This window comes from Acidimicrobiales bacterium (genome assembly GCA_036378675.1).
Lineage (GTDB): Bacteria > Actinomycetota > Acidimicrobiia > Acidimicrobiales > Palsa-688 > DASUWA01.
This window is the reverse complement of the sequence record DASUWA010000042.1, coordinates 19,531-40,564: the sequence shown is the minus strand read 5'-3', so window position 1 is coordinate 40,564 and position 21,034 is coordinate 19,531. Positions and strand designations below refer to the sequence as shown.

Here is a 21,034-nt window from a genome sequence, read left to right as displayed (position 1 = left end):
TGGTTCTGCGGCCGGATCCGTTGGGAATTGCAGTCTCCGATTCGTCGATTCCTCAAGAGATGTTTCCTTCCTCGGATAGACGACTTATTGGAAGTCAACCCGGAGCATTGGCCCGGCTCCGTTCACTACATCGTGATCGAGGGCCCATATCTAACGTATATCTATTGCACAGGTGCTATCCGACGGTAGACCAGAGCTGCTGGTGACCGATAGCACAGAATAAATGTAGAACCGAACCATTGTTGCTTCTCCAGCGCAACGTCCCATGGCCATCCACCGCCAACAGGAACGATGTAGAAAGTTGGCGGATAATGCCTTACCCAGTACAGCCATCTGTGGTGTACGAATTCTTCATCTAGAGACGGAGTAAATAATCCAAGGGAATCGATCATGCGTCGTTGCGAATACCATCCGATCAAGCCGATCTCGGAAGAAGCAACTGAGTCCTCGCGAAACGAGTGTGCTCGCACCCAGGTGGCAGCCAGAATGTAGCTCGCCCTCAGCTGCTGCCAGCCTCGCGGTGTGGAAGTAACACCGGTCACTGAGACGACGATCGTGAGTAGGAGTGCTGTCGCTATGGACTGTTTGTGTAATCGATTCAGAGAGGCGGTTAAGAGCCCTTCCGTTGCCAGCCCAGCGAGAGCACAGATTGTGTACACAAACGGTACGTAGTACCAGATCCACCACTGGGCAAGGTTCAGAATGACGTCGTAGAAGAGCAGGAGGAGGGCTGAGCCGAGAACGAGTGTGGTGACGACGGCATCGAGTTTCCAACGGCGCCAGAAGAAAGCAGCAACGCCAACAACTGCGAGGCCGCCCACCATCGCAGCCCAAACCCGAAACCCCTCAAAGGTCGGGTCTTGCCAGAAGCCTCGGAAGAATTCGTGAGCACTGTGAGGGTCGATAATTCGCGACTCGTCGATCTTGGACCTAAGGGTGTCCGGCACAATCACTCCGACGGCGATGGCCGCGTAGACAATCCAAACGCCAACGACCCCACTGGCTGGAATAACGATTCGCCAGGGTATTTGCCGCTTGCGAACAAGGTGGTACAGGCCCAAAGACACAGCGAAAAAGATTGAGTCGGGACGCGTGAGTACCAGAAATCCAAGGGCGAAGCCACAAGGAATATATCTGTCTTCCAGGTAAAGCCAAACTGATAGTGCCAGCAAACCCAGCATCAACGCAGATTCCATACCGCGAACCGCAACGAGCCACGGCGAGGTTACGATGAGAATTCCGGCACTCAGCCCCCCTATTGGGTGGCCTACTTTGCTCATTGATCGAAACAGAAGCACCGAGGCACCACCGGTTCCGATCGCAAAGATCAGAGTCGCCGCGCCTGGGATTGTAAATCCGAGCTTCGAAAGCAATGCCAGCAAAATGACGTATAGGGGAGAAGTTATTCCGCCTGGATCGTGCCGACCTAGGTTGTAAGTCCAGCCGTGACCCGAGGCTAGGTTTTCGGCATACCGATAGAAGATGCCGACGTCATCGACTTGGAATCCTCGTTGACCTTGCACTTCAAGCAACGCAGCGGCTCCGAAAACCAGAGCAGCGATCCACCATCCCGTCCGGGACAAAGGGGAGACGCCACCTTCGCCCTCACAAGTTGACGAGGCCAGGCGCAAGGCGGCGGTATGTCTCGGCATTGCCGCAACACTGTAGAGTCACGACCAGGTCGCCCAGACCTATCTGACTTGTGTGCGGGCGAGAGGACTCGAACCTCCACCCCTTTCGGGACCAGGACCTAAACCTGGCGCGTCTGCCAGTTTCGCCACGCCCGCGGCCTTTGAACTCTAGTTCCAGGCTGACGACTCCATAGGGCGAGCACCTTGCTACAGCAAGCGGGTACCCTGCTCCCATGTCCAGCACGCCCCTTCCGATTGCTACCGCCCAGTTCGCCGGCGACCGGTCGAGCGACATCTATCAACGCCTGCTAAGGGAGCGGATCGTATTCCTAGGCACCGAGGTTGACGACGCCAACGCCAACCTGATCTGCGCCCAGCTCCTCCTTCTAGCCGCAGAGGATTCGAATCGCGACATCAGCCTGTACATCAACTCACCCGGGGGCTCGGTTACGGCTGGACTGGCCATATACGACACCATGCAATTCGTCCCCTGTGACGTGTCCACCGTCTGTCTTGGCTTGGCCGCATCAATGGGGCAGTTTTTGCTGTGTGCGGGGGCAAAAGGTAAGCGTTTTTCGCTTCCTCATTCGCGGATTCTGATGCACCAGCCTTCGGGACAAGCGCGCGGCCAGGCCGCCGATATCGCGATTCAGGCAGAGCAGATCGTGTATCTGAAGCGAATGATGGCCGAGCGCATCGCTTACCACACCGGACAGCCCGTGGAGCGGATCGAGGCGGACTCGGATCGTGACCGTTGGTTCACGGCCGAAGAGGCCAAGGACTATGGGTTCATAGACGCGGTGATCGAAACCGCTGCGGACGTCGCCGAGCCCAAGGCCAAGTGATCCGAGGTTAAGCGGTCGGGGCAGCCCGCCGCCCCTCTGTCGACCGGGTTTGGAAGGGCCTATCGGCTAGCATTAATCGGTGGTGACGATGTTCGGGAGCGTGCTCTCTGCTGACTTAAGTCATGCGCAGACGCTGAAGAAACTATGAGCGCGACCATTGCGGATTACCGCTCCCATCGCGAATTACTGTCGAATCTGACGCTTAGAGAGCTGCGGTCCAAGTACAAACGATCAGCGCTCGGGTGGGGCTGGTCCCTAGTCAACCCGGTTGTCTACCTGGTCGTCTATACAGTCGTATTCAAGTACTTCATGCACGTCAAAATCCTTAAGGCCGAGCCCAGCGGTCTTAACGTGTACGCCCTCTTTCTGCTTTGCGCCATGTTGCCGTTCAGCTACTTCCAGAGCAGCGTTATGGGCAGCATCGGGAGCTTGACCGGTAACGCCAACCTGATCAAGAAGACCTACTTTCCGCGGGAGTTGTTGCCTGCTTCGGTTGTGATGGGCAACCTTGTGTCGCACGCCATCGAGATGTCGCTCTTGATAGTGGCGCTCCTGGCATTTGGCGACTGGCGGGCGATTCCTTACCTCCCAGTGACCATATTTCTCATCCTTGTCGTTGCTGTCTTCGCGCTGGGGCTCGGCTTGGCGCTGAGCGCCTTAAACGTGTACTTCCGGGACATTGAGCACTTCATGGGGATCCTGTTCCTCGTTTGGTTCTTCATGACGCCGATCGTCTACTCGTTCGCGACGCTGGGAAGCTCCGCCAAAACCTGGGTCATTGACCTACTGAAACTCAACCCGATGACCGACGCAGCCCTCTCATTCCGCGCAACCCTCTACCAGGGCACCTATCCCGGTCCGTTCGAGCTTCTTTATTTCGTAGCGTTTGCCGTGGGGACGTTCCTTATCGGAAGGTGGGTGTTCAACCGGCTAGAGGGTGGGTTGGCCGAGGAACTGTGAGCGACCGGCCGATCGCCGTCCAGGCAGACGGAGTTTGGAAGAAGTTCAAGCTCGTTCACGAGCGGAACAACTCGATCAAGGCCGCCCTTGTACGAGGTCGTCGAACCGTTTCCGAAGATTTCTGGGCACTCAGAGATGTATCGGTCGACGTGTATCAAGGCGAGACGTTCGGTCTAATCGGAGAGAACGGATCGGGCAAGAGCACGATGCTGAAGTGCCTCACGAAGATCCTCAGGCCAGATCGCGGCAGTGTCGGCGTTCAAGGCAAAGTCTCGGCTCTCCTCGAGCTGGGAGCGGGCTTCCATCCGGAGCTATCCGGTCGTGAGAACGTGTTTTTGAATGGCGCGATACTCGGACTGTCGCAGAAGGAATTGCGGAAGCGGTTCGACGACATCGTCGACTTCTCAGGTATTCACCAGTTCATCGACGAACCGGTGAAGAACTACTCCTCCGGCATGTATGTCCGCCTCGGGTTCTCCGTCGCCATCAACGTCGACCCGGATGTGTTGTTCGTCGACGAAGTCCTTGCGGTAGGCGATGAGGCCTTTCAGAGAAAGTGCAACGAGAAGTTTGCCCAGCTCAAGCAAGCCGGCAAGACCATCGTGCTTGTCAGCCACGGCTTGTACGCAGTCCAGAACCTCTGCGATCGAGTGGCGTGGTTCTCGCACGGACAGGTCATGCAAATCGGTAACCCCCGGGAAGTAATCGAGAGCTACACCGGAACCATCCACTCAGATCGCCAGCTAGACGAAGACGGACACACACGTTGGGGTTCGGGCGAGGGGCGGATCACCGGCGTGGCCTTTGTGGCCGGGAATGGAGATCAGACCACGACGATTCGCTCGGGCGAGCCGGCGACACTCCGACTCGAGTATCAGATCGACTCGCCGATCGACACGCCCGTTTTCGGGTTCTCTATCTCCACTCTCGAGGGTTTTCAGGTGACCGCCCCCTCGAGTCGTGACGCCGGATGCGTCCCCGAGAAGTTGCACGGTTCGGGCCACGTCGATATCAATTTTGACCCGGTTGTTTTGCTGCCAGGTTCTTACGACCTGACCGTTTCGTTGCACGATTACCACTGCATGCACCCATACGACGTTCGGCAGAACGTGCTCCGGTTCGACGTCGATCGAGGTCCCCTAGTTGAAAACGCCGGCGTTGTCTCGCTATCCCCGAAGTGGCGAATCGGCGACCTCGTAACCGAATGAGCGACGATTCAGCGGAGAGCCGGTTGCGGGATCTTGGCGAGTTGGATCGGCGATACGTCGAAGAAGTACGGCGGGCAGCCGGGCGCCTCGCCGTCCGTGAGGCCGGACCTCAAGCCGCCCGAGACGCCCTAGCGGACGCCGAAGATCTGACCGACATCGATGTCGAAGTTCCGACCGACTCACCGGACGTCGCCGCCAGGTACCTCAAGCGTTTGGTAAAACGGCTACTTCGTTGGTACATCCGCTACGTAGCTGCTCAGGTGACCGCCCTCGGGCAAGCACTCACCCGACTAGGCAGCGAGATAGTTGATCGGCTCGACGGACTCGAGTCCTCGACGAAGGAACTGGACGCCAGGTTGGACAATCTGGCCGCCCGGATCGAGCGCATCGAACACACACAACATCGAGACCCTTCAAGCAAATCGTGAGGGTCGATCAGTGCCTTCCGGACTTCGCGAAGCACGACGCGATCGGGAACCACGTGCTCCGAGTCCGGGATGCCCTTTGCGACGCTGGTTACGACTCCGACATCTGGGCTGACCGAATCGACGAGAGATTGGCTGGGGAGTCCAAGCGATACGAGGACTTCGCAAAGGACGGACCCGACACGGTCCTCATCTACCACCTCTCCACCGATTCCACCATGACACGATGGCTCGAGGACCGTGACCGAGCTGGCACCCGGGTCATTTCGTACTACCACAACATCAGCCCGTCGAAGTACTTCCGTCGTTGGGAGCCACGGATAGCGAGAAGGCTGGACGAGGCTCGGGAACAACTGGTCAAACTCGCTCCGGTCACTAGCCTGGCCTTGGCGGCGAGCTCCTTCAACCGCGACGAACTGGTCGATGCGGGCTACGGCTCGGTGATCGTCGCCCCCCTGCTCGTCGATCTCACACCCTTCGACCAGCTGGGCCAAGACTCTTCTGTCAACAACCCGTCTGCGCGCGAGCGGGCGGGCTCGCGATGGCTATTCGTGGGACGGATCGCACCCAACAAGTGCCAACACGACGTGGTTGCCGCATTCGCGGTTTACCGTCGCTTGATCGATCCGGATGCGACGCTGACGCTCGTCGGTGGGCCCTCGTCTTACCGTTACCTCCAAGCGGTCCGGCGGCTGATCGTCGAGCTTGGCCTGGAAGGGTCCGTTCGGCAACTGGACAACGTGGCGTTCCCTCAGCTGCTCGAGGAATACCGGCGTGCCGACGTCCTGGTCTGTCTCTCCGAGCATGAGGGCTTCTGCGTCCCACTCCTCGAGGCAATGGCTGCCGGTGTCCCGGTCGTGGCATTCCGTGCCGCTGCGGTCCCCGAGACCGTTGGCGACGCCGCAGTACTAGTCGACGACAAGGATCCGTTACACGTGGCCCATGCGGTCGACGACCTTCTCCGCGATCCCGACCATCGGATGAAGATGATCGCCCGTGGCCGGTCACGAGCCGGCCAGTTCCGGCTTTCCGAGACGTCGCATCAACTGGTGTCCGAGGTCAACCGGTGGTTACGAGCCGAATCTTTGGCATCCAGATAGGCTCCAAGAATGCGGACCCTGGTGGTCGTTCCGACGTACAACGAGCGGCCGACCATAGAGAAACTTCTACGTAGGACTCGCAAGGCTGAATCTTCCGCGCACATTCTTGTCGTCGACGACGGGAGTCCCGACGCCACCGCCGACCTCGCCGAGAAAGTCGGATCGGAGGTCGGGGAAGTCACGGTGCTTCGCCGGACACAGAAGGCGGGACTTGGGGACGCTTACAGGGCAGGATTCCGGTGGGGGCTGGATCACGGGTACGAGGCGCTGATCGAAATGGACGCCGACCTCTCGCACGACCCCCGCGAAATACCAGTCCTGCTAGGGCTCCTCGCACACCACGAACTTGCTATCGGATCCCGCTACGTACCAGGAGGGTCGGTTCCCAGGTGGGGCTTCCACCGAAGGCTGATCTCCTGGGGCGGCAACCGTTACTCGGCCATTCTCCTCGGCATGAAGGTGCGCGACCTGACGTCTGGATTCCGCGCCTACCGATCCGAGACCCTCGAGAAGATCGATCTCGACTCGGTGAAGGCGGACGGATACGGCTTCCAGATCGAGATGGCTTACCTCGTTCACACGGCCGGCGGACGCATCGCCGAGACTCCGATCCGGTTCCTCGACCGCACTCAAGGCGAATCCAAGATGTCAACCGCGATCGCCCTCGAAGCGTTGAAGCTGGTCACGAAATGGGGCGTCGAACGACGGCTTCGGCAACCCGCGAAGGCGCCCAAGGTCCCAGTTACACTCCCACCATGGGATCGGTAAAGTCGTCGTTTCGCACGGCGCGGGACCGAGCGCTCGGGGGGCTGATTCGCGAGATCGCCGATGACGCGGCCGAGCGATCGGTCCAACAAATCTCTGACCGAATAGGGAACGTCGAGAGAATCCTCGGCGATCAGGGCGACGCAGCCGACGAGGTGGCAGAAACAATCGGACGGACCCTCACCCGACTTTCCGCCGAAGTCAACTCCCTGGCGCAAGAGGTTGTACGGCTCAGAGAACGCCTGGACCGAGCCGGCTCACCGACTTGAGCCGATCGTCCGGCCCGGGCGTCGTAATAGACCTGCAGGCCGCCCAGAGTCCGCAATACAGGGACCGGGGCATCGCTCGCTACGCTCTCGAGTTCACCGAGGCGGTCGCTCAGGCACATCCAGGCCTGGTGAGACAGGTGCTGCTCAATCCTCGGTTGCCGCCTGTTGAACTCCCGAACGGGCTCATCGGATCCGTCCCTGTTGGGCACAACCCCGAGTGGCCAGCCGGTGGCGGAGTGTTCCACGTGCTGTCGGCGTTCGAGCTTGACGTTCCTCTTTCTGAGCTTTGGCCCCGTGAGGTCTCTCGACGCGGCATGCGGCTCGTGGTGACTCTGTACGACCTCATTCCCGAGATCTTCTCCGATACTTATCTTCGCGATCCCGGCGTTCGCCGGCGTTATCGGGCTCGTCGAGAGTTCGTCCGGGCCGCAGACCACGTGGTGACTCTTTCGGATTCCGCAGCTGCCGATGCCGTACGTCTCCTCGGTCTATCGGAGTCGCAGGTGTCGGTCGTTGGCGCGGCACCGTCAGGGGACTTTCGTCCAGCAGAGGATCGTTTGAAAGCGGCCGCAGCCGCTCAAGCTCTTGTGCCTGAACTCGCCGGGCCTTACATCGTGTTCAACGGCGCAGTGGAACCCCGGAAGAACATGGAGAAGCTGGTGGAGGCCTACGCGGCGACGCCCGAACCGGTCCGCGAAGGATGGCAGCTGGTCCTCGTATGTCGTCTGAAGCCCAGCGAACGGAACCACTTCGAGGTGCGAGCTGCGCAGCTAGGTATCGCGGATCGGCTCGTCCTGACCGGGTTCGTTCCCGACACCACTCTCAAAGTTCTCTACCAGGCGGCAGACCTGGCGGTGTATCCATCCCTATACGAGGGATATGGACTTCCCGTTGCAGAGGCCCTCGCGTGCGGCGCACCGGTGATTGCGTCCGAGACCTCTTCTCTGCCCGAACTGGTTGCGCCGGGCGCGACATTCGATCCGACGGATGCAACTGCGATCGCTCAGGCGATTACGAGAGCGCTCGTCGACCGGGCACGGCGAGACGAGCTTTTGGCCTGGGCAGAACGCCCAACTCCGACATGGTCGGATGTAGCTGACAAGTGCGCGAAGGTTTACGAGGGCTTGCTCCGCGACACAGGGGTTCCGCAGCACCGATGGAGGCCACGACCACGAATCGCCATGGTGACGCCCTGGCCACCAGCCCGAACGGGCGTGGCAGACTACAGCCAGCGACTGGCCGAAGCAATGGAGCCTTATGCGGACATCGAGGTCGCAGTAGACGGCGACCTCGCCGAGACGACGATCCAAGCGACCGAGCCCGTCCGCGAGTCTCCGAGCCTTTCTTTCCATTCCAACAGCCAGCTCAAGCACAGGGATCTGGCCGTAGGGGGTTACGACGCGGTCTTGCTTGCGATCGGCAACAGCGAATATCACGGTGGAGCGTTGAAGCTGCTTCGCCGTGGCGGATTGCATGCACACGTGCTCACCCACGATGTTCGGCTGGATGGCCTGTATGTGCACGGGGTTAGCCGCGGCGCAGTTCCTGAAGGATTAGAGGCGGCCGTCCTCGGTGTGTACCACTCCGTGTCGCCCGACCTAACTTTCGATGGGAACCTCTTCGAGGCCATGAGTCGCGCCGACGTTTCCATGGTTCGAGACGTCGCTCGGCTCGCCGACAGTCTGATCGTGAACTCCGAGTTCGCCTTCGAGCTGGCGCGCGCGGACGCCGGTCCCGAATGGTCGGACCGAGTTCGGCTGTGTCCGTTTGCCTATCCTCGGCCGGTTGAACGCAATCCAGGATCGGTGGATCGCGACCTGGTATGCAGCTTCGGGGTGGTTCATCCCGTCAAGCGGCCATCGGCGTTGGTCGAGGCGCTGCCTTTGTTGGCACGTCGCCGTCCTAACGCACGCCTTGCTCTGGTGGGACCAGTCTCGGAACAGCTTAAGGATGAGATCGAAGCACTTGCCGAGCAGCTAGAGGTAAGAAGTCGGCTGACCATAACCGGCGAAGTGACGGACGCTGACTACGAATCCTGGTTACGTTGCGCCGCGGCTGCCGTTCAGCTGCGCGAGTACTCGAACGGAGAGTCGTCTGCGGCGGTCGCTGATTGCGTCGCACACGGCTTGCCGACCCTGGTTTCAAGGATTGGCCCACAATCCGAGCTTCCCGCCTTCATTCCCAAGGTGGCTCCGGACGCCCCGCCGGAAGTTCTGGCGTTGGCCTTGGACAAGCTTCTGGACCTGTCCGGCGACAATGACCTGGTGGCGAAGTCCCACGCATTTGCGGGCGAGAACGGATTCGGCCGCGCCGCCGGATGCATCTGGACCCAGGTACCGGAGTTGAACCTTTGGCCGGCGCCGGCGTGACGGTATCCGCAGTTGTCCTGTCGTACCGTCCTGACAACTGGCTGGACGCGTGCCTCAAGTCGGTCTCCGATCAAGTTGATCAGCTGGTGGTGGTCGACAACGGTTCGGACCGGGCAGAGGCTTCGACGATCGCCACCAAGTACAACGCCACCGTCATCGGACTGAGGAGCAACGTCGGATTCGCTGCTGGAGTGAACCTGGGGGTCAGCCGATCGAGCGGTGATGTGATTGCGTTGCTCAACGATGACGCCTTTCCTCATCCGGGTTGGATCAACCAGTCCCTTCAAGTCGTCAAAGGTGCCGATGTCGCCGCAGTGGTCCCGAAGGTCCTCAGACGCGGCCTGTACCGGGAGGTCATTCTCGAAGATCGCCACGATGCTCCGGCAGATCATCGCTCATTGGGGCGGATGCTGCGTTCGGTGACGGCGGCTGGCGTGGAATCCCTCGACCGTCTTCTGGGCGCAGGAATTCATTCGCTGGAGCAAGGGGACGATCCGTTGACGCCGAAATGGCGGTGGACGGTGCCTGGAGCACCCTTCTACGTACCTGTCGCGACGCCAGAGGACGAGGTTCTGATCAACGGTGATCCAGCTCGGCCCGGGCCAGTCTGCCGCCTTCTGAACAAGGCGGGCGGTTACATGAAGTCCGACGGGGTCCTGGGCGACATCGGCGACGGGACCCCCGATGACGGCAGGTGGGATACCCCTTCGGAGCCGTTCTTCGCCAGCGCTACGGCGATGGTGATGCGTCGCGAAGTATTCGACGAAATCGGCGGCCTAGCCGAACCGTTCTTCGCGTACTACGAAGATGCAGACTGGTGCTGGAGAGCGAGGCTGCGAGGCATGCGAGTGCTCTACGAACCGCATGCCAAAGTGGAGCACCTGCACTCAGCGACCAGCGGCGGTTCCGCCTTGTTCGTGAACCGGTTGGCGACCCGGAACCGCCTGCTCACCCTCCTCCGAAACGCGCCATTCAAGATCCCTGCAGAGCTTGCGATCAATGCTTTCCGCGATTTGGGTGACGCCAGAGCCCGGGTCGATCTAGTCGAGAAGTTGCCGTGGGCGATCGGTTCTCGGCTCAAAAGCAGCAGGAGCTGGAAGGTGAGCCCAGACGAAATATGGCGCCGGTGGGCCGATGCAGACACCACTTGGGATGCTGGGCCCGCGCGCGAGGGAATAAGTATCTAAGGTCGTACCGGCTCGACCGGACACCCGATCTTGTCCACCCCGTCACGGATCAGCTCCGAGTGGCGGTTCGGCCCCCAGACGATTCTGCGAACCCCGCGGAGGAACTGAGGATCGCTCCAGCTCCAGACCTTGGACGAGTGAACATCGACGTCGGTGGGCTCGTTGTTCCAACACCACGCCGAACGGAGCGTGGCACCTTGTCCCTGCACGAACAGGCACCACACGACCGCAACAGAAACAAAGCTGGTTGCGACACGCTGTGTCCTCAAAGGGCGTGAAGCAAGGTGTTCGAAGGCGGGCATGGCGAGGAGGACGAAGAAGGGCATCATGTCGGTGAACAACCTGTTGCCGTAGCTGTCGCCGGCCCACCAGTGCTTGAAGGCCGAGATCACGATCCAGTGCACGACAGGTACGCAAGCCACTGCGATCCAGAAGGGATCGAGGCGTCCCGATCGGTGCAGGATCCAGAGGCCCCAGGCCGACAACGCCACGAGCGGGACGTAGATGAACAAGCCCCGCCCGGGGCTGACCAGGTTCCCGGCGAGTGCGGTGCGGAACGTCGAAGAGATCTGGAAACCTTGGCCTTGCGTGTAGTACGGCGTTAGCAGCTGTCGGTAAGCGACCCAGTCCACGGTGAACAGGATCGCCAATGGTGGTACGGCTCCGACGATGACCTTTAGGGCGTGGCGACGTTGCCACCCGAGCACCCATAGCCCCAAGACCGCAATCGGAATCGCGTCGGTCGGGCGCATCGCGTAGGAGCATCCGAGTGCCACGCCCATCCCGGTCCACCCTCGCTCGCCCTGTCTAGCCCTCAACGCAAAGAGAAGCGCCAACGACAAGAACAGCATCGAGGGTCCATGCTCCCAAAGCGATCGGCTCGCGATCGGCCAGGCGGGAGTGCAGAACGCAAACCCGAGAGCGATCACAGCGGCCCAGCCCCGGCGACGGGAGACGGGCTGGATCTCCAGCATCCGCAGTGCAATCAGATAGACGACAACCGTCGTGAGAGCGACCACCGTCGACATGGATATGACCTGAATCGGCCAGTCGTGACCCTGCTTCACGAGGGCGATCGACCCCGGCCCGATACCCAGCTTGTGGGCGATGTCGTAGACGATGACCCACGGGACAGCGAAGAGGGCCCCACCCCAGGGGAAGTAAGGGTATACGTGGTGGTGAACGAAAGTTACCCCCACTTGCGGATTGACCTGGTAGTGCCATACCGGATCGAGACCAATGGTGTGGTGATGAACCAGGTCCACGGCCGTGCTCACCTGGCGTAGCGAGTCGGCGGTCATACCGCTCGGCGACAGCATGTCGATAGCGAAGACAATTACGGCCAGGAGCGCGGGTACTACAGCGACCTGTGGAATTGCGGCTCTGCGCATGGTTGCGGCTCTACGCATGCTTGTTACTCGCGCGTCGGAGCAGTCTTCTCGCAACCCCGCCTACGATCCGCCGAGCCCTGTCCCGGGGCCTCATCTCCAACGGACCTCGAGTGGTAACCCCCGAAGGGGGACGACCCTCACGAATATCATCGATCACTTCATCCGCCGCGGAAGTGATGATTCCGACCGCCCGACTCGGTGCGCCAGTGTCGCCGGCCACGATCACCGTCGTGTGGTCAAAGCGGCGCATGGCGCGAGCAAGGCTCAGAGCCGTGAGCATGGCACGTGGCTCGGCAAAAGGCGTGGATGAGCCCGGTTCGTCAAAAGGGATGCCAGGCTCGACGACGAGGACGAACCTTTCCGCGTGCTCCATCCGGCGGAGACGGTCCAGCCTGCGTCCAGCGAAGGGCCCTAGCAGCGGTACTGAATAATGCGCGGCACTCGGTCGCGGTGAAACGACGCTGATCATCTCCCCGTCCCGGAGCGCGCGGCGAACCGCGTCCAACGTGGAATCCGCTGCCGGGACTGGTATGGGCGGGTAGCTCCCCGCGATGATCACCGTTGCCAAGCAGGCGACTCCAGCTCGGCTTCCATCCGGTCGAGCACGACTGACCAGGAGTACTCCCGCAGAACGTAATCGCGACCCTTCGACGCCATCGTCTCAGCGGTATTCGTGGATCCGCAAATCGTCTTCAGCCCCGATGCCAGGCCTTGGGCGTCGTGGAAGGTCAGGCCGCCGCCTGAACGCTTGCAATGCCACGCGACGACCTCGCCATCGGCCGTCGCCAGGACCGGTGTGCCTGCCAGCCAAGCTTCCATGACCGATCGGGAGAAGCTCTCCATCTTGCTCGGCTGAAGATATACAGCGGCCGCCGACAACGCGTCGTTGCGGTCTTGATCGGAAAGAAAACCGAGGTCGACCACTCGGCCGGACAACTCGGGGGGCACCACGACCTTTCCGACACCCATCGTGACCAGGTCAAGGTCCAGGCCGCCGGTGCGAGATGCGTCGGCGAAGGTGGACAACAACCAGTCCCAACCTTTGTCCGCTTCCCGCCGGCCTGCGTAGAGAGCGAACGGTCGGCTGATCCCGAACTTCTTACGGAATCCGTCCGGATCGTAAGACGAAGGCGGATCGATCCCTGCGCCGGTCACCACGTGATGCTCAGCGACGGGTCCGAGTCGGTGGGCTACCTCGTGCTCCGGCTCGGACAGGAACCAGACCTTCTGGGGATCGCGGAGGACGGGCCTGACCACATCGAGGCGCGCGTACTCCTCGTCGTGAAGGCAAGGGATGACGACAGCTCGCTCAACCACGAGGGGCATGCAGACGGTCGTGGTCCAGAACAGATAAGGGGAGAACACGACATGGTCGTACTCGGCGCCGTGAACAAGCAGGTGGAGGAAGAGGTCCGGCACCGCGAAGCGCCCGCTGAGCCAGTTGAGCTGGTTCTCCAAGGTCGAAGGTTTCTTCGCCTCGATGGCTAGCTGCACCTCGGTTGTTATCCGCGACCAGTGATGGACCATCTCGAATCGGCGGACTACCAGCCCGTCCTCCCGGGTGACGCCGGGAGGAAGCTCGTTCGCCCAGGTGTAATGGTCGACGGCGCAGGTGGTGAGGATCTCGACGTCCCATCCCCGAGCGGCCAAGCCGATGGCGATCTCCCGGGACAACGACTCCGACCCACCGACGACTCCCGCACCATAACGGGGAGGTACGAAGGCGATCCGTCCCGGCACCCCGCAACGGTACCAGCGCCCGACAATTCAGGATCAACTGTGGCTGGGGCGGTTTTTCCTGGGTCGTCCGGTAACCTACTGTGTCCGGTCGTGCGGCCCCGGATCCGAAGAGTTGTACAAGCCGCGCTCGCTGGCGGGGCGCTCGCTATTCCCGTCCTTACGGCGGGCGGCGCGACCGCGCAATCTGAGCCCGGCACGTACGAGACCGTGGTGGTGCAGTTGAAGAGCGCTGCCGTCCGCGCTTCCTCGGTCCTTGCCGGCCTACCGGGTACGAGCCTAAAGGTCGCCCCCCACGACCGATACGTGATGCGCGTACCGGCCTCTGAGGTTTCATCCGTCTTGTCCCGGCTGCAACGCGACCGGGGCGTCGGCTACGCGTCGATCGCCCGCCCCGTCCACGCCACCGCTTCTCCGAATGACCCGTGTTACATGACATTTTGTCCACCGCCGGTCGGCGGTTACGACAACAACGGCAACTTCATCACCGAGGCCGGTCCGGTTAACCAGGCCTATCTCAACACGATCGGCGCACCGGCGGCGTGGGACATCACCAAAGGGAACGGTGTAGTCGTCGCGGTGCTCGATAGCGGGGTGGCCGCGAGCGGCTCCAGAGCCGGCGGATATGAAAACCCCGACCTTGCCGGGAAGATTCGCAGCGCAGTCAACGTGTGCGCCGGCGACGACCCTGGCTGCGGCAACCCGAGCCAGGCTGGGGATCCCGTACTTGGGCACGGAACCCACGTAAGCGGCATCATCGCAGCGGACACCGACAACCACACCGGCGTGGCCAGCCTCGGCTGGAACCTGAACGTCGACATGTTCAAGGTGCTCGATGACCAAGGGCAGGGAAACACCGTCGATGTGGCCACGGCGATCTACGACGCGGTTGACGCCGGCGACCGGGTAATCAACATGTCGCTGGCCAACTACTCGTGCGCCTTCGCTGACCAGATCGGCCAACCCGGGGCGTGCGGTCCGGATCCCGATGAGCAACGGGCAGTCGAGTATGCGCTTGCCCACAACGTGGTAGTGGTTGCTGCAGCGGGGAACGACGGTTACGACTCGCCGACCTACCCCGCCTCCTACCCCGGAGTTCTCTCGGTCGCGGCGACCGACAACAACGGAACGGTCCTGTGCTTCTCGCAATGGGGTTCGTCGGCGAACATTGCGGCTCCCGGGATGGGCATCGTCTCCACTTGGAACGGCACGGGGAATGCGACGACAAATTACGACTACTTCGTCCTGGACGGAACCTCTATGGCGGCACCGCAAGTCGCCGCCGCGGCTGGGCTGATGGTCGCTCATGCGCCGAACCTGACCGGGCCTCAGATCACCCAGTTGCTGGAGCAGACTGCCAGCCCGACTGGCGGCAACGGGGGATGCGGGCCGAACAGCGGATCACAGCCGCCGGCTACCCATTCGATCTATGGAGGCGTCCTCAACGTCCCGGCCGCGCTGCAGGCCGAGTCGAACCCGCCCACCAGGTTCAACGGTTACGACATGGCGGGGTCAAACGGTGCGGTGTATGCCTTCGGGACCTCGATCTTCGAAGGTGACAAGGCGGGTTCCCCGCTGAACAAGCCGGTCGTCGGCATGGCCAGATCCGCTGACGGTCTCGGCTACTGGCTGGTCGCGCGCGACGGAGGGATCTTCAACTTCGGCGACGCCGGCTACTTCGGATCGACAGGGAATAGGGTCCTCAACAAGCCGATAGTTGGAATGGCCGAGGACCCGGCCACAGGCGGCTACTGGCTGGTCGCATCCGACGGAGGCATCTTCAACTTCAACGCCCCGTACCTGGGTTCGATGGGCGGAAGCCACATCAATCAACCGGTCGTCGGGATGGCCAGCACGCCGGACGGTGGCGGGTACTGGTTGGTCGCCGCAGATGGCGGGATCTTCACGTTCGGCAATGCCAGCTACCACGGATCGACCGGAAACATCCGCCTGAATAAACCGGTGGTAGGGATGTCGCCCACCTCGAGCGGGCAGGGTTACTGGCTGGTCGCGACCGACGGCGGCATCTTCAACTTCGGGGACGCCGGCTTCTACGGGTCGACTGGGAACATCGTGCTCAACCGGCCGGTGGTCGCCATGGCGACGACCCCGGGCGGGCACGGCTACTGGTTATTCGCGACGGACGGTGGTCTGTTCAACTTCGGCGACGCCCGCTTCTACGGGTCGCTCGGCGCGGTGGCGCTGCCGGCACCTGTCGTCAGCGCTTCGGACTGAGAACTCGCCCGCGCTACCACTGATCAGATGAGCCGTATTGACCACGTCCCCGGGTCGGCCTCCACCAGCCGACCAGCCCACGGCACTAGCCTCTAGGCGCTGTGCGTAAGGGGGGGGACCACCCTGATGGCGGCTGCCAAGGCTGCCGCGACTACGCCGCCCTGGGACGGCGTAGCTTCCTAGGCCTGCTCGGGCTCGGGGTGGCATCTGTGCTCGGCGCGTGCGCCGATTCCGTCGGGGCTCGCCTCGAGGCGTCGCCAGGTTCCGCGGCCGGGTCGCTCGCGAACACCTCGGGGGCGCTCGCTCCACCCGACGAAGGGCTCCCGGCGGGCTCCGCGGCCGACACTTACATACCAGCGGACGCCGGCGCCGCCCCAGTCACGCCTCCGACTACCGCGATCGCAGCTGTAGAGCTGGACAACGTCCCGGCACCAAACCCGGGGCCGCCGGTGACGATAAGCCACGGTCCCAAGACGACAAGTCAGATCGCCATCACCATCGACGACGGCTACTGCCTCGGGTGCGTCGCTTCCTACGTCGCGTTCGCCGAGAGCTCCGGCATCCACATCACCTTCTCGCCCAACGGGATCTACAACGACCTGTGGAAGCCGCACGCGTCCACGTTGAGATCGTTGATCGAAACTGGTCAGGTACAGATCGGGAACCACACCTACAGCCACCAGGACGTGACCAGGCTCTCGGACAGCAAGCTGAAAAGCGAGCTCGAGCGCAACGAAGAGTGGATACAGAAGACCTTCGGCATCACCTCCCGCCCTTGGTACCGGCCACCATTCGGCCGCCACAACCAGCACTCGGACGGGATCGCGGGCGAACTCGGGTTCACCAACATCCTCATGTGGAACGGCAGCTTCGGTGACGCCGCCCTTTTGACTCCTCAGGTCCTGATGGCCCAGGCGGTCAAGTGGCTGCGGCCCGGGACGATCATGCTCGGTCACGCCAACCATCCGACGGTGACCCACCTGTTCGGCCAGATCCAATCGATCATCGCTCAAAGGAAGCTGGAGCCCGTCACTCTCGACGAGATGTTCGGGACCTCGAGAGCCACCGGCTGAACTCCGGGAACCGCTCCCGCTCCGCCTGACGGGGCTGGTCGCCGCGAACCTTTCTTCAGGTTTTGCGCGATCGCGCCGAGAAATTCCTGGCAAGTGGCCCTGGGCGGGGACCCGACGACATTGGAGTTCTTTCGCGTGCGACGCCTGCCCTACATCACGATTGCCCTGGCGCTGGTCTTCGCCATCCTCCCCGGGGCCAAGCCCGCGCAGGCTTCGACCCTTCCGGCAACCCTCTACCTCTCCGGTCACGGTTGGGGTCACGGCCGGGGGATGGGACAGTACGGCGCGTACGGATATGCGGTCTCCGGGCAGAGCTACACGTGGATCCTCGACCACTACTACGGGTCGACGACGATGGGGTCGGTCGGCTCACCCAACATCAACGTCCATCTGGTCGAGCTCGACGGGCAGAGCAGCGTCACCGTCAGGGACTCGGGAGGTACTCACACTGTCACCGCAGGCCAGACGTACACCCCTTCGAGCGGCGACGTCTCCGTCGCATGGCCCGGTGGCAGCTGGCGGGCATTTCAGGGTTCCATCCAGGTCCAGGGCAACAACCAGACGATCAACATCGTCCCGCTCGACGCCTACGTGAAGGGCGTCGTCCCCGCCGAGTCCCCCGCATCGTGGGGGGCGTACAACGGAGAGGCGGCCCTTCAGGCCCAGGCCGTCGCCGCGCGTAGCTACGCGTGGGCGTACACCGGGAGCGGGTCGGGCACCATCTGCGACACGACCTCATGCCAGGTGTACAGCGGCGACCCCGACGTGTCTGGCGCGGTCGAAAACAGCTCGTACACCCAGTACTCCGACCAAGCCGAAGCGACCACCGCCGGCCAGGTGCGGGTGTGGGCACCCGGCAACCCGTCCGCCAGGCCCGTCGGGAGCGTGGCCCTCACCGAGTTCTCCTCGTCGACGGGCGGCTACACCGCCGGCGGGGCCTTCCCTGCGGTCGTCGACGGCGGCGACTCGACGTCCTCGAACCCCAACCACAACTGGACGGCCTCCATATCTACAGGCTCGGTCCAGCAGGCGTTCCCATCGGTGGGGACGTTGCAGTCGATCGCCATCACCGGCCGCAACGGCCTCGGAGACATGGGCGGCCGCGTCACCCAGATGGTTCTCAGCGGAACCTCCGGCCGCGTGACGATCAGCGGCGATCAATTCCAGTGGGCGATGGGGCTGAAATCGGACTGGTTCTGCATCACCAACATCGGGTCGAGCGGCGGCATCGACGGTTACTGGGTCGTCGCCAACACTGGCGGCGTGTACCCGTTCGGATCCGCTCCCAACTACGGGTCGATGGCAGGCAGGCCGCTGAACGCTCCCGTGATCGGCATGGCGCCGACGTATGACGGAGCGGGCTACTGGCTCGTCGCCAAGGACGGCGGCATCTTCACGTTCGGCGATGCGGCGTTCTACGGTTCGACCGGCGCGATGCGCCTCAACGCCCCGGTGCTCGGGATGGCCTCAACCCACGACGGGAGGGGCTACTGGCTATATGCCGGCGATGGCGGCATCTTCACGTTCGGCGACGCCGCGTTCCATGGATCTCTCGGCGCGACCAGGCTGAACAAGCCCGTCGTCGGCATGGCGAGCACACCGGACGGCGGCGGCTACTGGCTGGTCGCCGCCGACGGGGGAGTCTTCACGTTCGGCGACGCAGGCTTCTACGGATCGACCGGGTCGATCCGTCTGAACCAGCCGGTCGTCGGGATGGTGCCCACTGCCGACGGTCGCGGCTACTGGCTGGTCGCGAGGGACGGCGGGATCTTCACGTTCGGAGACGCCGGCTACGTCGGCTCACTCCCCGGCGAAGGCGTCTCCGACACCATCAGCGGCGTATCCCCGACCGCAGACGGCGGCGGTTACCTGATGACCAGCATCGGTGGCCGTGTCTACAGCTTCGGAGACGCTCCGTATATGGGCGACCCGGCGTCCACGGTCAGCGGATGGGCTTCGCAGGCCCTCGGCGTGTTCGCGCACAAGGGCCAGTAACGCCACCCGCGTAGAGGCCGAGCTACTTGCCCGAGAGGGCGGCCAGGTCGGCGTCGACCATCATTCTGACCAGTTCCTCGAAGCCGACTTCCGGCTTCCAGCCGAGCTTCGCCCGAGCCTTGCCCGGATCACCGATCAGCAGGTCGACCTCGGCCGGCCGGAGGAACTGCTCGTCGACGACGACGTGGTCCTCCCAGTTGAGCCCCACCTGATCGAACGCTATCTGGCACAACTCACGCACCGGGTGGGTCTCGCCGGTCGCGACGACGTAGTCGGCGGGTTGGTCCTGCTGGAGCATCATCCACATCGCGCGGACGTAGTCGGCCGCGTAACCCCAGTCTCGTTGGGCATCGAGGTTGCCGAGCGAAACCGTCTTCTGCAAACCGAGCTTGATTGCAGCGGCGCTGAAGGTCACCTTGCGTGTCACGAACTCAAGACCCCGCCGGGGGCTCTCGTGGTTGAAAAGAATCCCCGAACTGGCGTGCAGGCCGTAGCTCTCCCGGTAGTTCACTGTGATCCAGTGGCCGTAGACCTTGGCCACCCCGTAAGGGCTTCTGGGGTAGAAGGGCGTCCGCTCGGTCTGAGGGACCTCCAGGACCTTGCCGAACATCTCGCTCGAGCTCGCCTGGTAGTACCGGATGGAGGGGTCGACCATGAGGATCGCCTCGAGCAGGCGGGTCACGCCGATGGCGGTGACCTCCCCGGTCAGGATCGGCTGGGCGAACGACGTCTGCACGAAGGACTGGGCGGCGAGGTTGTAAACCTCGTTCGGCCGATGGTCCTTGAGCACCCTGATCAGCGACGACTCGTCGAGCAGGTCGGCCGGCACCAGCGTCAGGTGGTCGGTCAGGTGGGAGATCCGCTCGAATGTGACCGTGCTGCTGCGGCGGTGGAGCCCGATCACCTCGTACCCCTTGTCGAGGAGCAGCTCGGCGAGGTACGAGCCGTCTTGGCCGGTGATGCCGGTGATCAAAGCCTTACGTGCCATCCGGCCATTCTCGCGGAATCTAGGCCTTCCAAGTACACCGCGGATCCGGCTACGTGGTCAGTGGAGAACGGTTGGCCCAATCCGACCCGGTCCATTCATCTTCACCCACCGTCGTCGCCCGACCGAGTCAGCGCTCAGCTCGGTAGTCGATCGGGGGTAATGACCGGGACATCGACGCCGGGAGCGTTGGGGAGCTTGGTGTCGCTGCTGACCAGGGTGGCGTCTTCGAGGCGGCGGGTGGCTACGACGTAGAGGGCGTCGTGGACGGTGAGGTTGTTGCGTAGCTGCCAGGCTTCGACGAGCAGTGGGGCGACGGAGACGACGGTGAGGGGCCACTCAGCGAGGACTTCGACGAGGTGGATCGCTTCGTTGTCGTCGAGGACACCGGCGAGGGTGTCTCTGCGGATGACTTTGGCGACTTCGACATGGAAGTGCTCGACGGTCCAAAGCTCGGGTTCGTCATCGTTCTGGGCGCGTATGACGGAGGAGAGTGCTTGGCCTTCGGGGGTGCGTTGGAGGATGTCGACGCCGGCGGAGGCGTCGAGCACGTAGCGGACAGGCATCCGCTAGTCGCGCTTGCGTTCCTCTGAGAGCACCTCGGCAGCGGGCCGGTCCCGTTTCACGACGGGTAAGCGTTCCCAGCGGTCCCACCAATCGCGGAGGGCTTTGCGTGTCTCGGGTTCGGCGATGCTGGGGTGTTCGAGTTCACTGAGATCGGCGTGGCGGATGCTCACGTTCTCTATGCTACTGGCGGGCTGCGACGCTCCCCTAAGGAGAGGGCGCGTTCAAACTGCTTTACGGTTTCGAGCTGCCTCTAGCCACACCGCAATTGCCACCTCGACCTCCGCCACTGCTT

Annotated in this window: 18 protein-coding genes and 1 tRNA gene; 12 read left to right on the top strand and 7 right to left on the bottom strand. The window is 62.5% G+C overall.

The genetic code is table 11. The annotated features are described in order from the left end of the window. Positions 1 to 161: 161 nt before the first annotated feature. Both VFZ97_13720 and VFZ97_13715 read right to left on the bottom strand, forming a co-directional pair. Positions 162 to 1,532: a hypothetical protein gene (locus VFZ97_13720; GenBank protein HEX6394490.1), complete on the bottom strand. Its 1,371-nt coding sequence runs from the start codon at positions 1,530 to 1,532 to the stop codon at positions 162 to 164. Between the two features lie 173 nt (positions 1,533 to 1,705). Further along, positions 1,706 to 1,787 (bottom strand) — tRNA-Leu (locus VFZ97_13715). A 77-nt stretch (positions 1,788 to 1,864) separates the two neighbouring features. On the opposite strand from VFZ97_13715, the gene VFZ97_13710 reads away from it, so the two are divergent. The 9 genes from VFZ97_13710 (at position 1,865) to VFZ97_13670 (ending at position 10,759) form a co-directional block, all read left to right on the top strand. After that, positions 1,865 to 2,476: an ATP-dependent Clp protease proteolytic subunit gene (locus tag VFZ97_13710; GenBank protein HEX6394489.1), complete on the top strand. Its 612-nt coding sequence runs from the start codon at positions 1,865 to 1,867 to the stop codon at positions 2,474 to 2,476. A gap of 144 nt (positions 2,477 to 2,620) precedes the next feature. Next, positions 2,621 to 3,436: an ABC transporter permease gene (locus VFZ97_13705; GenBank protein ID HEX6394488.1), complete on the top strand. Its 816-nt coding sequence runs from the start codon at positions 2,621 to 2,623 to the stop codon at positions 3,434 to 3,436. After that, complete coding sequence (locus VFZ97_13700) at positions 3,433 to 4,644, top strand: ABC transporter ATP-binding protein (protein ID HEX6394487.1); 1,212 nt, start codon at positions 3,433 to 3,435, stop codon at positions 4,642 to 4,644. Before VFZ97_13705 ends, VFZ97_13700 begins: the two co-directional genes overlap by 4 nt. Next, a complete protein-coding gene (locus VFZ97_13695) occupies positions 4,641 to 5,072 on the top strand; it encodes a hypothetical protein (protein HEX6394486.1) in 432 nt (143 codons plus the stop codon). The genes VFZ97_13700 and VFZ97_13695 overlap by 4 nt, the downstream gene beginning before the upstream one ends. Then, a complete protein-coding gene (locus tag VFZ97_13690; GenBank protein ID HEX6394485.1) occupies positions 5,069 to 6,169 on the top strand; it encodes a glycosyltransferase in 1,101 nt (366 codons plus the stop codon). Before VFZ97_13695 ends, VFZ97_13690 begins: the two co-directional genes overlap by 4 nt. 9 nt (positions 6,170 to 6,178) lie before the next feature. Further along, on the top strand, positions 6,179 to 6,937 hold the full coding sequence (locus VFZ97_13685; GenBank protein ID HEX6394484.1) for a polyprenol monophosphomannose synthase: 759 nt from the start codon (positions 6,179 to 6,181) through the stop codon (positions 6,935 to 6,937). Beyond that, positions 6,925 to 7,203 carry a hypothetical protein gene (locus VFZ97_13680; GenBank protein HEX6394483.1) on the top strand — a complete coding sequence of 93 codons (279 nt, stop codon included), beginning with the start codon at positions 6,925 to 6,927 and terminating at the stop codon, positions 7,201 to 7,203. The genes VFZ97_13685 and VFZ97_13680 overlap by 13 nt, the downstream gene beginning before the upstream one ends. Further along, positions 7,200 to 9,572, top strand: a complete 2,373-nt coding sequence (locus VFZ97_13675; GenBank protein ID HEX6394482.1) for a glycosyltransferase — start codon at positions 7,200 to 7,202, stop codon at positions 9,570 to 9,572. The genes VFZ97_13680 and VFZ97_13675 overlap by 4 nt, the downstream gene beginning before the upstream one ends. Then, positions 9,569 to 10,759 carry a glycosyltransferase family 2 protein gene (locus VFZ97_13670; protein HEX6394481.1) on the top strand — a complete coding sequence of 397 codons (1,191 nt, stop codon included), beginning with the start codon at positions 9,569 to 9,571 and terminating at the stop codon, positions 10,757 to 10,759. The genes VFZ97_13675 and VFZ97_13670 overlap by 4 nt, the downstream gene beginning before the upstream one ends. Here the strand turns inward: VFZ97_13670 and VFZ97_13665 are convergent. Next, the gene (locus VFZ97_13665; protein HEX6394480.1) at positions 10,756 to 12,150 is read right to left on the bottom strand and encodes a hypothetical protein; all 1,395 of its coding nucleotides are present in this window, start codon (positions 12,148 to 12,150) and stop codon (positions 10,756 to 10,758) included. The genes VFZ97_13670 and VFZ97_13665 overlap by 4 nt on opposite strands. 555 nt (positions 12,151 to 12,705) lie before the next feature. Beyond that, a complete protein-coding gene (locus VFZ97_13660) occupies positions 12,706 to 13,890 on the bottom strand; it encodes a glycosyltransferase family 4 protein (protein HEX6394479.1) in 1,185 nt (394 codons plus the stop codon). A 90-nt stretch (positions 13,891 to 13,980) separates the two neighbouring features. On the opposite strand from VFZ97_13660, the gene VFZ97_13655 reads away from it, so the two are divergent. The 3 genes from VFZ97_13655 to VFZ97_13645 all read left to right on the top strand — a co-directional run bounded on the left by VFZ97_13655 (position 13,981) and on the right by VFZ97_13645 (position 19,190). Beyond that, entirely contained in the window at positions 13,981 to 16,122 is a 2,142-nt protein-coding gene (locus VFZ97_13655) for a S8 family serine peptidase (protein HEX6394478.1), read from the top strand. Between the two features lie 101 nt (positions 16,123 to 16,223). Next, complete coding sequence (locus tag VFZ97_13650; protein HEX6394477.1) at positions 16,224 to 17,195, top strand: polysaccharide deacetylase family protein; 972 nt, start codon at positions 16,224 to 16,226, stop codon at positions 17,193 to 17,195. A 93-nt stretch (positions 17,196 to 17,288) separates the two neighbouring features. Continuing rightward, a complete protein-coding gene (locus tag VFZ97_13645) occupies positions 17,289 to 19,190 on the top strand; it encodes a SpoIID/LytB domain-containing protein (protein ID HEX6394476.1) in 1,902 nt (633 codons plus the stop codon). 22 nt (positions 19,191 to 19,212) lie between these two features. On the opposite strand, the gene gmd is transcribed toward VFZ97_13645, so the two are convergent. The 3 genes from gmd to VFZ97_13630 all read right to left on the bottom strand — a co-directional run bounded on the left by gmd (position 19,213) and on the right by VFZ97_13630 (position 20,912). Beyond that, positions 19,213 to 20,178: a GDP-mannose 4,6-dehydratase gene (gene gmd / locus VFZ97_13640; protein HEX6394475.1), complete on the bottom strand. Its 966-nt coding sequence runs from the start codon at positions 20,176 to 20,178 to the stop codon at positions 19,213 to 19,215. A 134-nt stretch (positions 20,179 to 20,312) separates the two neighbouring features. Beyond that, positions 20,313 to 20,741 (bottom strand): type II toxin-antitoxin system VapC family toxin, encoded by a 429-nt coding sequence (locus tag VFZ97_13635; protein ID HEX6394474.1) that lies wholly within the window; start codon positions 20,739 to 20,741, stop codon positions 20,313 to 20,315. A 3-nt stretch (positions 20,742 to 20,744) separates the two neighbouring features. After that, entirely contained in the window at positions 20,745 to 20,912 is a 168-nt protein-coding gene (locus VFZ97_13630; protein ID HEX6394473.1) for a hypothetical protein, read from the bottom strand. Positions 20,913 to 21,034 lie beyond the last annotated feature (122 nt).